The sequence below is a fragment of the Actinopolyspora lacussalsi subsp. righensis genome (assembly GCF_900116555.1).
GTDB classification, from domain to species: Bacteria; Actinomycetota; Actinomycetes; order Mycobacteriales; family Pseudonocardiaceae; genus Actinopolyspora; species Actinopolyspora lacussalsi.
Genome location: NZ_FPAT01000009.1, coordinates 196,821 through 209,891, shown reverse-complemented (window position 1 = coordinate 209,891; position 13,071 = coordinate 196,821). Strand labels below are relative to the sequence as shown.

At 69.6% G+C, this 13,071-nt stretch carries 10 protein-coding genes, 1 pseudogene and 1 CRISPR repeat array; of the genes and pseudogenes, 5 read left to right on the top strand and 6 right to left on the bottom strand.

Going from position 1 to position 13,071, the window contains the following annotated elements:
* A pseudogene (locus BM394_RS23075) lies at window positions 1–252 on the top strand (hypothetical protein); the annotation flags it as partial.
* Between the two features lie 413 nt (window positions 253–665).
* Window positions 666–935: direct repeats of the CRISPR family, unit length 26 nt; unit sequence AGGCCCCGCGCACGCGGGGATAGACC.
* A gap of 53 nt (window positions 936–988) precedes the next feature.
* Here BM394_RS23075 and BM394_RS16795 read toward each other — a convergent pair.
* Window positions 989–1,177: a DUF397 domain-containing protein gene (locus BM394_RS16795; RefSeq protein WP_175496631.1), complete on the bottom strand. Its 189-nt coding sequence runs from the start codon at window positions 1,175–1,177 to the stop codon at window positions 989–991.
* 171 nt (window positions 1,178–1,348) lie between these two features.
* Complete coding sequence (locus BM394_RS16790; RefSeq protein ID WP_092979571.1) at window positions 1,349–1,540, bottom strand: hypothetical protein; 192 nt, start codon at window positions 1,538–1,540, stop codon at window positions 1,349–1,351.
* A 189-nt stretch (window positions 1,541–1,729) separates the two neighbouring features.
* Here BM394_RS16790 and BM394_RS22500 point away from each other — a divergent pair, with 189 nt between their 5' ends.
* A complete protein-coding gene (locus tag BM394_RS22500) occupies window positions 1,730–2,299 on the top strand; it encodes a hypothetical protein (RefSeq protein WP_139235248.1) in 570 nt (189 codons plus the stop codon).
* 82 nt (window positions 2,300–2,381) lie between these two features.
* On the opposite strand, the gene BM394_RS16775 is transcribed toward BM394_RS22500, so the two are convergent.
* Both BM394_RS16775 and BM394_RS16770 read right to left on the bottom strand, forming a co-directional pair.
* Window positions 2,382–3,266: a diacylglycerol kinase gene (locus BM394_RS16775; protein ID WP_092979568.1), complete on the bottom strand. Its 885-nt coding sequence runs from the start codon at window positions 3,264–3,266 to the stop codon at window positions 2,382–2,384.
* A 243-nt stretch (window positions 3,267–3,509) separates the two neighbouring features.
* The gene (locus BM394_RS16770; RefSeq protein WP_092979567.1) at window positions 3,510–5,123 is read right to left on the bottom strand and encodes an FAD-binding oxidoreductase; all 1,614 of its coding nucleotides are present in this window, start codon (window positions 5,121–5,123) and stop codon (window positions 3,510–3,512) included.
* A 17-nt stretch (window positions 5,124–5,140) separates the two neighbouring features.
* On the opposite strand from BM394_RS16770, the gene BM394_RS16765 reads away from it, so the two are divergent.
* On the top strand, window positions 5,141–5,719 hold the full coding sequence (locus tag BM394_RS16765; protein ID WP_092979566.1) for a TetR/AcrR family transcriptional regulator: 579 nt from the start codon (window positions 5,141–5,143) through the stop codon (window positions 5,717–5,719).
* A gap of 113 nt (window positions 5,720–5,832) precedes the next feature.
* Window positions 5,833–7,365, top strand: a complete 1,533-nt coding sequence (locus BM394_RS16760) for a glycerol-3-phosphate dehydrogenase/oxidase (protein ID WP_092979565.1) — start codon at window positions 5,833–5,835, stop codon at window positions 7,363–7,365.
* 51 nt (window positions 7,366–7,416) lie between these two features.
* On the opposite strand, the gene BM394_RS16755 is transcribed toward BM394_RS16760, so the two are convergent.
* A complete protein-coding gene (locus tag BM394_RS16755; protein WP_092979564.1) occupies window positions 7,417–7,833 on the bottom strand; it encodes a MerR family transcriptional regulator in 417 nt (138 codons plus the stop codon).
* A gap of 65 nt (window positions 7,834–7,898) precedes the next feature.
* Between BM394_RS16755 and BM394_RS16750 the strand changes: the two genes are divergently transcribed.
* Entirely contained in the window at window positions 7,899–9,125 is a 1,227-nt protein-coding gene (locus tag BM394_RS16750; RefSeq protein ID WP_092979563.1) for an MFS transporter, read from the top strand.
* 115 nt (window positions 9,126–9,240) lie between these two features.
* On the opposite strand, the gene mfd is transcribed toward BM394_RS16750, so the two are convergent.
* Entirely contained in the window at window positions 9,241–12,852 is a 3,612-nt protein-coding gene (gene mfd / locus BM394_RS16745) for a transcription-repair coupling factor (protein WP_092979601.1), read from the bottom strand.
* Window positions 12,853–13,071: the final 219 nt, after the last annotated feature.

The following is a 13,071-nucleotide window of genomic DNA, read 5'->3' as shown; positions in this document are numbered from 1 at the left end:
GAGTTGATCGGCTGGCCGCTGTGCGACCCGGACGAGCATCCGCACCTGTTTCGGCTCGACCCACCGGCCCCGGTGGTCCCGTCACTGACGCCGACACCGGAGTCGCCACCGGCCGTGCCGCATCCCACCAGCCCGACCACCGTGAATACCGCTCCCGCCGTTTCCGCTGCCTCCCCTGAACCCGCATCGGCACCGGAACACCCCGAGCTGGCACTCATGCGCCGCGTCCTCGACGGACTCCACCGCCTCTAAACACCACCGCGCCCCAGCATCCGTCCCCCACGACCACTCTTCACCCAGACCGGCCCGGAACCGTGCACTCGGCCAACCCCGACACCCGCCGAGACACACCGGGCCACCGGTGGTGGCCGGGCGTCAATTTCCCACGAAATCGCCGCGCGCCTCCCCACACTGCGGCGACGATTTCCCACGAAATGTACAAACCGCCACCACCAAACCCCGCCCGGCCGGGCCTCCCTCCCCACTCCCACCCGGCCGGGCGGGGACCCCCCACACAGCAGACAACAATGGTGGAAACCGCTACCGGAGTCATCGACAATCCAGCCTCCGAAGCGGTTCGCCCGAAGCTTATGTGTCCGAAGAGGAGTAACCACGTGGTTCTCACAACGCCTTCACGCCGCTAGAATCCCAGCGCAATGAGGGGTAGGCCCCGCGCACGCGGGGATAGACCGTCCCGGTCGAGCGAGATCGGCGTCTTTTCGTCGCAGGCCCCGCGCACGCGGGGATAGACCCGCGCCGACATAGCCCACCCGCTTCGGGTCGAGGCAGGCCCCGCGCACGCGGGGATAGACCATCACGGCTGCGGTCCATGACGTAGTGCGCCACGCAGGCCCCGCACACGCGGGGGTGGACCCGATGCGGCGGATTCCTGGAGTCGGTGCCAGTCGTAGGCCCCGCGCACGCGGGGATGGAGACAGAAACCGCGCCTCCGGAGCGTTCCGGAGGCGCGGTATTCGCTCGCCGGGATTCAGTCGAACCGGTTGGCCTTGACCGCGTCGATGAACACTGCCCACTGCTGAGCCGTGGTGGTGAAGTATCCGGCGGCGCGGTTCTTGGTATCGCGCACCGCCGCGCCGGAGTGGACACGACCGACCTCGACGCAGCTGGTTTCCTGTGAGGAGTAGCTCGACTTACGCCATCCGCTTATGTCGGGCATGATTTTCCACTCACTTTCGTGAAGATTCCGTGTGGACGTCAACGGCATTTCCCATCACGAAAACGCCGAGAATTCCCATCACTTCCGCGTGAAGCTCCCGTCGTCGTTCTGCACGTAGCAGCCGGAGCGATCGCCGGTCTCCTCCATGCGCCGCAACATCGCACGTTCCGCTTAGGTCGGTGGATTGGCAGCGCTCGTGGCCGTGGTCCACCACTCCGTGAGCTCTTCCTCGGTAAACCCGTACTCGCGTTCGAGGTCGAAACGTGCGAGCTCGTCCGGCTCGCCGTAGCGGCGCAGGGCCTCGCGAATATCGTCGAGGTCACGGTAAACGACGACGACGGCCCCGTCCTGCTCGAAACGCATGTCACGAGTATGCCAACGCGGAACAGACCTCCGCAGCCGCGACCAGTGAAGTTCACCCGACCAATACAACACCGACCAGCGACACTCACCGATCGACCAGGACGGCTACCGACACCGGAATTACTTTTCCTTTTCCCGGTCCTTCACTTCTTTCCGGATCAAAAACGCGACCCCAACGAAGCAAACCAGTTGAAGCAGGTGAAGCGAGAAACCCGACGGCAAATAATTCGACACGACAAAGTGATCGGCGAGCGCAAGCAGCACGAAGCCCGCCATCCCCAGCAGAGCGATCACCAGATACAGGACATTCCTTTTGTCCATTTTCCCAAGCTAACCCACCCCGAAGAAGCCGATCAAGGAAGCGCTGACGCCGAGCACCGTGAAACGCGACACGAGCGCCGCCGGATCGATAACGCATCGAACTCCCGGTTCGACAGTGCACGGCGAAACCGGAGGCGAAACCGGAAAGAGCCCACCGCGGCACGCGGTTGTGACACGATCAGCAGCATGGGTTTCCTGTCGAGGACGAAAGAGAGCAAGATCGGCTCCGAAGCGCAGCAAGCTTACGACAACGGCCAGACCCGATTCGCGGCGCGACTCAACTTCCCGATGACGCACCACGGCCTCTCCGGCGAGATTCCGGACTGGTCGAAACAGATCGAGGCGATCGAACGGATCGGCTGGCGCTGCGAGTTCTTCTCGGTGGCGCAGGACTTCAAGGGACGCCCGGAGGCGTACTTGTTGTTCGGCCGCGACTGATCGAGCATCCGCCCGAAGTACGCGCACCACGCAGCGGCGGCTCGGCCACCCCGTCACGAACCGCACCCGGCGAGCTCCGCGCTCAGCCCGGTTCGGCGGGCACCAGCACGTTCACCGCGCCGGGAACGCACTCAGCCGTCAGCGGCAGCCGCGCCAGCGGCTCGCCGTCGCCGTAGGCGGTGACGCCGGGCGTGGCCACCGACACCCGTCTGGCTCGAAACGTGGTGACCTGCGAATACTCCACGTGTCTGCCGTCGTAGACGGTGGGCAGCAGCCGTATCAGCCGCCGCGCCGCCACCGGCCCGATCACGGTGACGTCGAACCAACCGTCCACGCAGGACGCATCGGGGCAGATCCGCATCCCACCGCCGTAACTGGGACCGTTGCCGATCGCCACCAGCACCGCGCTGGTCTCCCACGACTCGCCGTCGAGTTCGAGGCGGTAGTCCAACGGCCGCAGCTTGGCGAGCTCCGCGACCACCGCCAGGTTGTAGCGCCACTTGCCGCGCGGCCAGGACATGCGGTTGGTGCGCTCGTTGACCTTGGCGTCGAACCCGCACGACAGTACGGTGCCGAACCACTGCTCACCGCATCGACCGGCGTCGATGGCACTGGTGACACCCGCGAGCACCACCCGCGCGGCGTCCTCGGGTTCGCTGCCGTGCAGCCCCAACATCCGCGCGTAGTCGTTCCCGGTGCCCGCCGGGATCAGCCCGATCGGCGTGGCGGTGCCGACCACTGCCCGCAGCGCGATGTTCATGATGCCGTCACCGCCGCAGGCGACCAGCGCGTCCGTGCCGGAGGCGACGGCGTGCTCGGCCAGCCGCGCGGCATGCGCGGCGTCGGTGCCCACCAGTTCGGTGACGGACGCACCGTCGCGTCGCAGCCGTTCGGCGGCGCGGCGGGCCGCCTCGCGTGCCCGCCCCTTACCGGAAGTCGGATTGACGAGTAAGGAGATGTCGCGCACCGGCCGCTCCCTCGTTCACTGTTTCGATACCTGCCCGGCCGACCTGCCCGACCGAGTATTCCCATCGGGGTTTCCGAGGGCACGGTCGACGGAACCTCCACCGGGCCGCTTCCTCCCTCACCACACCGAGCGGTGCTCACCCGAGCGTCGATTTCCCGAGAAATCGCCGCGCCGGTGCGGCGGCACGGCCCGGTGCGGTGCGGCGTCGACTTCTCGCGAAATCGCGGCGCTCTGGTGGGGTAATCACTTCGGCGGGAGCAGCTTCCCGGGGTTGAGCACCCCTTCGGGGTCCACGGTCTCCTTGACGGCGCGCAGCACGTCGAGGCCGAGTTCGCCGACCTCCTCGACCATCCAGTCGCGGTGGTCGGAGCCGACCGCGTGGTGGTGCGTGATGGTCGCGCCGACCGAGGTGATCGCGTCGCCCGCCGCCCGCTTGGCGTGCTGCCACTGCGCCACCGGATCCGCCGCACGCGCGCAGGCCACGGTGAAGTACAGCGAGGCGCCGGTCGGGTAGATGTGCGAGACGTGGCACATCACCAGCGGTGGAGTCCCCTGCTCCCCCAGTGCTTCGGTGAGCGCCCCGTGCACGGCCCGGTACGTCCGGTCCAGATTGGACCACGTGGTGGCGGTCTCCAGGGTCTCGGCGAGGGTGTTCACGTCCAGCAGCGCGTCGCGCAGGTACGGCGCGTGGAACCGGCCGCGGTCCCAGGAGTCCGCCGGTTCCGCACCGAGCGAGGTGCCGCCCGCCGCGCGCAGCAGTTCGGCGACCTCGGCGTGGCGGGCTCCGACGTGCTCGGCCGTGCCCTCGTAGGTGGTCACGGCCAGACAGCCACCGGAGGGCGCGCTCCCCCCCACCTCGGAGGAAGCGAGGTTCAGCCCGGTCTCGGTCTCGTCGGAGAGCCGCGCCACGGTCGGCAGCGAACCGGTCCGCGCGAGCTGCCGCAGCGCCGCCGCCCCGGTCGCGAAGTCCGGGAAGGACCACGCCTCGTGACGCGTCTCGGCCGGTGCCGGACGCACCCGCACGGTCACCTCGGTGACCACGCCGAAAGCGCCCTCGGAGCCCAGGAAGAGCTGCCGCAGGTCCGGCCCCGCCGCCGAGGCGGGCGCGCGCCCGGGGCGGATCGTGCCGCGCGGGGTCGCCACCCGCAGGTCCAGCACCATGTCGTCGAACCGGCCGTAACCCGCCGACGCCTGACCGGAGGATCTGGTGGCTGCGAAACCGCCGATGCTGGCGTACTCGAAGCTCTGCGGGAAGTGCCCCAGCGTGAAGCCCCGCTCCCGCAGCAACCGCTCGGCCTCCGGGCCGCGCAGCCCGGCCTGCAGCGTGGCGGTACCCGACTCGGTGTCCAGTTCGAGCAGTCGATCCAACCTGGCGAGGTCCAGGGCAACCACGACCGGCAGCGCCGAGCGGTCCGGGCTCACCCCGCCGACCACGCTGGTGCCGCCGCCGAACGCGATCACCGCGACCCGGTGCCGGGCACAGGCGCGCAGCACCAGTTCGACCTCCTCGTGGGTGCCTGGCCGCACCACCGCGTCGGGGGCCTCGTCCGCGTCACCGGAACGGCGGCGCAGCAGGTCCGGAGTGCTCTTGCCACCGGTGTGCAGCAGTCGCGTGTGCTCGTCGGTGTGCAGGTGTTCGGCACCGACGGCGTCCTGGATCGACGCGCGGGCCACGTCCGGCAGCGCCGACTCGCGGATCCGCACCTGATCGCGGGGAACCGAGGGGGTGTCGCGGCGGGGCACGCCGAGCGCGTCGGTCAGCAGCGCGCGCAGGTGTTCGGGCAGCGGATCGGCCTCGGACGCGGTGCCCCACGCGTTCCACATCGGTTCCGGGGTGCGGTGCTGCGGTGCGGTCATGCGCTACAGTTTTACACATGACGTCAAGTCGTAACGAAGACGGCATCCTGGACGCCGCGCGCGAGTGCGTCCTCGCCGTCGGGATGCGCCGTACGACGCTGACCGAGGTAGCACGCCGCGCCGGAGTGAGCAGACCGACCGTCTACCGCCACTGGCAGGACATGCGCTCGCTGGCCGCCGACCTGTTGACCAGGGAACTTCGCGCGCTGCTGCCCGACGACGAAGAGACCGGCGGCAACGCCCGCGAGCGCGGGCTGGACCGGATCGTCAGCACCGTGGCGGCCGTGCGCGAGCACCCGCTGCTGCGCAAGATCCTGGAGACCGATCCGGAACTGCTGATCACCTACACCTTCGACCGGCTCGGAACCAGCCAGCGCGAGATACTGGAGGTTTTCGCCGCCGCGATCCGAGGGGGCCAGCGGGACGGCTCGATCACCGACGGCGATCCCGAGGAGCTCGCGGCGATGCTGCTGCTGGTCACCCAGTCCGCCGCGCTCTCCGCGCGCCTCGTGGCGGACCAGCTGCCCGCCGAACGCCTGGACGAGCAGCTGCGCACGATGCTGGAGAACTACCTGCGCCCCGACTCCCCGAAGTAGGGGTTCGTCAACTCGACTCCCGTGAGTGCTCGGGTGGCGGAACCTCTCGCGGGCTCTCGCTCCGTGCGGCCCGACATCGAGCAGCGGTATCGAATCTCGACAAGGAGTGACTCATGCGCGACACCTCGCTGCACGCCGCCCGCAGGAATCGCGAACTGTCCGAACTGGCCGAAACCGAGCGGGTGGACCTGCTGGTGATCGGTGGTGGTGTCACCGGCACCGGAGTCGCGCTCGACGCGGCCTCCCGGGGGCTGTCGGTGGTGCTGGCCGAGCGGCACGACCTGGCGTTCGGCACCAGCCGGTGGAGTTCCAAGCTCGTGCACGGCGGGTTGCGCTACCTGGCCTCCGGCAACGTCGGCATCGCGTACGAGAGCGCGGTGGAACGCGGGATCCTGCTGCGCCACACCGCCCCGCACCTGACGGCGCCGTTGCCGCAGCTGGTGCCGCTGCTGCCCGAGACGAATACACGGCAGGCCGCGTTGGTTCGGACGGGCTTCCTGGCCGGGGACGCGCTCCGACTGGCGGCGCGGACCGGTTCGAGCTCGCTGCCCCACTCCCGGGGGATCAGCACCGCCGAGACACTGCGCATGGCGCCCCCGGTCCGGCACGAGGGATTGCGCGGCGGGCTGCTGGCCTGGGACGGGCGGTTGACCGACGATGCCAGGCTGGTAACCGCGATCGCCCGCACCGCCGCCGGACACGGCGCCAGGGTGCTCACCCGGTGTGCCGCCGAGGAAGTCACCGGCGAAGGGGCCGTGCTGCGCGATCGGTTCGGCGGCGGGACGGTGCCGGTGCGGGCGCGGGCCGTGGTCAACGCGGCGGGTGTGTGGGCCGATGAGATCGCCGGGGACCTGAAGCTGCGGCCCAGCCGCGGGACGCACCTGGTGGTCTCGGCCGAGTCACTGCCCGGTCTGCACGCGGGACTGACGGTGCCGATCCCGGGAACCACCAACCGGTTCGTGTTCGCGCTGCCCGCCGACAACGGAAGAATCCACATCGGACTCACCGATGAGGAGGCGCCCGGAGACGTGCCGGACGTCCCGCGGGCGGCGCGGCACGAGGTGGACTTCCTGCTGGAGACGATCAACACCGTGCTCACCGAACCGCTGCGTTCGCAGGACGTGCTCGACACGTACTCGGGACTGCGTCCGCTGCTGGACGGCGGCACCGGCGGCGGGTCGGGCGGCAGCGCGGACCTGTCCCGGAGCCACACGGTGCTGACCGGCGAGAACGGTGTGATCAGCGTGGTGGGCGGCAAGCTGACCACCTACCGGCGCATGGCCGAGGACGCGGTGGACGCGGCGGTCCGGCACGCCGGACTGAGCGCGGGACCGTGCCGCACCAGGCGACTGCCGCTGGTCGGAGCGGCCGACCGGGCGCGGCTGTCCCGGGTGCGCGCACCGCGTGAGCTCGTCGCGCGCTACGGCACGGAGGCCCCGGCCGTGCTCGAACAGGCCGAGGGGGACGGGACCGCGCTGGAACCGGTCACCGGGAACGTGTCGACCACCCCAGCCGAGCTGCGGTTCGCCGTGCGGCACGAGGGTGCGCTGGACACAGCGGACCTGCTCGACCGCAGAACCCGCGTCGGCGTGGTGGCACGCGACCGCGAGGCCGCGCTGCCCGCCGCGCGGCACGCGCTGGAATGAGGCGAGCGCGCCGGAAGGCGCACCGGCTCGGAAAGGACCACCGGTGAGCACTCAGGCCCGGGCCGGGATACCGACGACGGCCTCGTGCCCGTCGTCGGCCTCGCGGCCCTCGTCGGTCCGCACGGCAGCCAGGTACTCCGCTATGGCGTCCCTGTTACGGGTGAGACACCTGATACGTCGCGTCATCCGGTCCAGTTCGGACTCCAGAGTCGCGAGCATCTCCGGTGTCGCGTCGGAGAAGTGGATCACGCGGGGCTGGTTCAGACAAGGAAGGATCTGCTTGATGATCCGGGTGGGCAGCCCGGAATCGAGCAGTCCTCTGATCTGCGCCACGCGATCCACATTGGCCTCGTCGTAGTCGCGGTATCCGTTGGCCGAGCGCGTCGGCGCTATGAGCCCCTGTTCCTCGTAGTAGCGGAGCAGCCGACGCGAGGTACCCGTCCGCTCCGACAACTCACCGATTCGCATATGTCGTGAATCACCCGCCAGGCAGCTTGACCCTCACACCAGTGTGAAGGTCTCAGTCTAGCCGCATGTCCAGTACACAGCTACACGCCGAATCCGAACAACGCGGAAAACTCCCGCTGCGAGCACTGCTGGCGCTGGCGACAGCCGCCTTCATCACGGTCCTCACGGAGACGCTGCCCGCCGGTGTGCTGCCCGCGATGAGCTCCGACCTCGACGTCAGCGAGCCCGCCATCGGACAGCTGGTCACGCTGTACGCCCTCGGGACAGCGGCCACCGCCATCCCGCTGTCCGCCGTCACAGCGGGGTGGCGGCGCAAGAAACTGTTGCTTACCGGTGTCGTCGGCTTCGCGGTGGCCAACACGGTCACCGCGCTGTCGACGTACTATCCACTGACCATGGCGGCCCGTTTCGTGGGAGGCGTGGCCGCGGGCATCGTCTGGGCGCTGCTGGCCACCTACGCACGCCGCATGACACCGGAACCCATGCAGGGCAGGGCCATCGCGATCGTGATGGCGGGTATCCCGCTTGCGCTGTCGCTGGGAGTGCCCGCGGGAACCTTCCTCGGTGAGCTGCTCGGCTGGCAAGTCACCTTCTCGGTGATGTCGGTGATAGCCCTCGCACTGATCCTGTGGATCGCGACGACGGTTCCCGACTACCCGGGCCACGAACGTGGTGGACGAATTCCGCTCACGCGAACCCTGGCCATCCCCGGTGTGGGAGCCGTCCTGTTCGTGACCCTGGCGTTCGTGCTGGCGCACAACATCCTCTACACCTACATAGCCACATTCCTCGGGCACGTCGGCCTCGGTGGCTCGGTGAGCCTGGCTCTGCTGATCTTCGGTATCGCCTCCATCGTCAGCATCTGGATCGTGGGGGCGCAGATCGACCGTCGACTGCGGACGCTGACCATCGCGGGCACGCTTCTCGTGGCCGCGGGCGCCACCCTGCTGGCCGTACTCGCGACGAGTCCCACGCTGGTCTACCTCGCAGTCGCGCTCTGGGGTCTGGGCTGGGGAGGCGTTCCTACGCTCCTGCAGACCGCCGTGGGCGACGCGGGTGGCAAGGCCGGTGACACGGCACTGGCGATACTGGTCACCCTGTGGAACGTGGGGATGGCCGCCGGTGGCGTCGTCGGCGGGGTCGTCCTCGACTTCTTCGGGCCCACGGCCTTCCCGTGGAGCGTGCTGGTCCTGCTGCTCCCGGTGCTGATCGCGGTCCTCGCGGCGAGCCGCCACGGTTTCCCCCGAAAGGCCTCGGCACCGCTGGAAGCGACCCCGGAGCCGGCGAAATGACAGGTCCGGACCGAATCGGGGGCTCGGAACCGACCGAGCAACACTCGCCCTGAGCACGAAGCCGTCGAGCACGGTGGTGATGCCGCGCGAGCACCACCACCGTCGTCGGATCGGCTCACCCGGCCGCGACGGGCGCGGCGGCCAGCGACTCCACCAGCTTGCCGCACCAATCCAGCAACTCCTCGTCCCGCAGCTGCGGCGCTCCGATGTTGCCGCCCGCCGCGCCCTCGGTCGGCCGGGCCACCGAAACGGTGCGCACGGCCGACTTGTAGACCGCCTTCGGGTAGAGCCGCTTCATGCGCATCTGGGCCGAATCGGACAGTTCCAACGGCGCGAACCGGATCGAGGTTCCCTGCAACGTCACCTCGGTCACGCCGTACTCGCGGCACAGCTGGCGGAACGCGGTGACCCTGAGCAGTCGTTCCACCGACCGCGGCGGCGTGCCGTAGCGGTCGGCGAGCTCGTTGCGCACTGCGTCCAAATCGGACTGTCCGGAGGAGGCGGCGATCTTGCGGTAGGCCTCCAGCCGCAACCGCTCCCCCGGCACGTAGTCGTGCGGGATGTGCGCGTCGACCGGCAGGTCCACCCGCACGTCGGTGAGTTCCTCCTGCTCCTCCGGCTCGGCCCCGGCGTCCTCGCGATAGGCCTGCACCGCCTCGCCGACCAGCCGCATGTACAGGTCGAAGCCGACCCCGGCGATGTGCCCGGACTGCTCGGAACCGAGGATGTTGCCCGCACCCCGGATCTCCAGGTCCTTCATGGCCACGGCCATCCCCGCCCCGAGCTCCGAGTTCTGCGCGATGGTGGCCAGTCGGTCGTGCGCGGTGTCGGTCAGCGGCTTCTCCGGCGGGTAGAGGAAGTACGCGTAGCCGCGTTCCCTGGCCCGGCCGACCCTGCCGCGCAGCTGGTGCAGCTGCGCCAGCCCCAGCGCGTCCGAGCGGTCCACGATCAGCGTGTTGGCGTTCGAGATGTCCAGGCCGGTCTCCACGATCGTGGTGCACACCAGCACGTCGTACTCGCGTTCCCAGAACCCCTGGATGATCTTTTCCAGCCGGTCCTCGTTCATCTGCCCGTGCGCGGTGACCACCCGCGCCTCCGGAACGAGTTCGCGCAGGTGCCGGGCGGTCTTCTCGATGTCGTGCACCCGGTTGTGCACGAAGAACACCTGACCGTCCCGCAGCAGTTCCCGTCGCACCGCAGCGGCGACCTGCTTCTCGTCGTAGACACCGACGTAGGTCAGCACCGGGTGGCGCTCCTCCGGAGGGGTGAGGATGTTGGACATCTCGCGGATGCCCGCCATGCTCATCTCCAGGGTGCGCGGGATGGGGGTGGCCGACATGGTCAGCACGTCCACGTGGGTGCGCAGCTGCTTGATGTGCTCCTTGTGCTCCACACCGAAGCGCTGCTCCTCGTCGACGACGACCATCCCGAGGTCCTTGTAGCGCACCCCCGTCTGCAGCAACCGGTGGGTGCCGATGACGATGTCCACCTCACCGGTGAGCAGCCCGTTGACGGTCTGCTCGGACTCGTACGGATCGGTGAACCGGGAGAGCCCCTTGATGTTGACCGGGAAGGAGTGCATCCGGTCGGTGAAGGTGTTCAGGTGCTGCTGCGCCAGCAGGGTGGTCGGTACCAGCACCGCCACCTGCTTGCCGTCCTGCACCGCCTTGAACGCCGCGCGCACCGCGATCTCGGTCTTGCCGTAGCCGACGTCACCGCAGATGACCCGGTCCATCGGGACCGAGTTCCGCATGTCGGTCTTGACCTCCTCGATCGCGGCGAGCTGATCACCGGTCTCGGTGTAGGGGAAGGCGTCCTCCAGCTCGCGCTGCCACGGAGAGTCCTCGCCGAAGGCGTGACCGGGCGCGGACTGCCTGGCCGCGTAGAGCTGGACCAGCTCCGAGGCGATCTCCTTGACCGCCTTGCGTGCCTTGGCCTTGGTGTTCTTCCAGTCGGAACCGCCGAGCTTGTTCAGCGTGGGGACCTCGCCACCGACGTAGCGCGAGACCTCGTCGAGCTGGTCGGTCGGCACGAACAACCGGTCGCCCGACTGACCCCGCTTGCTGGAGGCGTACTCCAGCACCAGGTACTCGCGGGTGGCGCCGCCGATGGTGCGCTGCACCATCTCGACGTACTTGCCGATGCCGTGCTGCTCGTGCACCACGTGATCGCCCGGTTTGAGCGCGAGCGGATCCACCCCGTTGCGCCGCCGCGAGGGCATCCGGCGCATGTCCTTGGTGGAGGTGCCGCCGCGACCGCCGGTCAGATCGGCCTCGGTGAGCACCACCAGCCCCACGTCGGGGGCGGCGAAGCCGTCCTCCATGTCGGCGCGCACCACCGTGACCACACCGGCCTCCGGTGCTTCCGCGAGCCCGTTCTCGGCGTGCCGGGCGGGCAGATCCACCTCGCCCAGCTGCTGGACAGCGCGCTGCGCGGTACCGGTGCCGGGCACCACCAGCAGGGTGGCACCACCACCGGCGGTGTGGGCGCGCAGGTCGTCGAAGGCCCGCGACACGTCACCGCGGTACTGCTCTACCTGCTTCAGCCCGAGCCGCAGGGCCTCGTCGTCACCCTCCTCGACGCTGCTGAACTGGCTCAGGGTCCACCACGGCAGCCCGAGTTCGCGGGTGTACTCGGCCACCTCGGCCAGCTCACGGTAGGCGGAGGCGCCGAGGTCGATCGGAGCCTTGCCGCCGTCGGCCGCGACCATCCAGGAGGCTTCCAGGAACTCCTCACCGGTCCGCACCAGATCCGCCGCCCGCGCCCGGACCTTCTCCGGATCGGCGAGCACCACGTGGGTGCCCTCGGGCAGCAGATCGGTCAGCAACTCCATCCTGCCCGCGCACAGCGCCGGTATCAGCGCCTCCATGCCTTCGGTGGCGATCCCCTCGGCGATGCCGTTGAGCATCTCGCCGAGCTGCGCGTCACCCGAGTGGTGTTCGGACAGTTCGCGGGCCTTGGCGCGCACGTCCTCGGTGAGCAGCAGCTCGCGGCACGGCGGTGCGTGCAGCCGGGGTGGGTCCTGCTCGTCGGCGCCGTCGGACAGCGAGCGCTGGTCGGAGACCGAGAAGGGGCGGATGGCGGTGACCTCGTCGCCGAAGAACTCCAACCGCAGCGGGTGTTCCTCGGTCGGCGGGAAGACGTCGACGATGCCGCCGCGCACCGCGAACTCACCGCGCTTCTCGACCATGTCCACGCGGTTGTAGGCGAGTTCGGTCAGGCGGGTGGCGAGCTGTTCGAACTCGTGCTCCTCGCCCACCCCGAGCAGCACCGGCGGCAGCTCCCCCAGACCGGGCGCGACCGGCTGAATCAGGCTGCGCACGGTGGTGACCAGCACTCGCAGGGCGCCGTGCGGGTGTTCCTCGGGATGGGCGAGCCTGCGCAGCACCGCGAGCCGCCGCCCGACGGTGTCCGCGCGCGGGGACAGGCGCTCGTGCGGCAGGGTCTCCCAGGAGGGCATGACCTCGACGCCTTCGGGCCCCAGCAGCGAGGAGACGGCCGCCGCGATCTCGTCGGCCTCCCTGCCGGTCGCGGTGACCAGCAACACCGGCCGGTCGTCGCCGCCGAGTCGGCTGCCCGCCGCCAGCGCGGCGGCGACCAGCGGTCGCGCCGCGGCGGGTCCCTCCATCGACAGCCGCGGTGAATCGGCCACGGCCGCGACCCGCCCCAGCGCCGGGTCACGTGAAAGAGTCTGGAACAGTCCGGCCAGCGGCCCAGCCTGGGTCATGGAACAACCTCGCACCGCGACGAAGGGAACGTCGGCACACGATCCCGCGAACAGTGGGAACGCCGTGAAAGCGGCCTCGCCCGCCGCAGGGCACTGCCTCCGGCCCGCGGGCACCCGAACCAGCGTACGACTCGCGGGCGGTGACTCCCGGGCGGCCCGCCCCATTCCGTGCGGGACGCCACCCCCGTTCGGGCTAGGACGCCGCCCGCTCCGGTAACG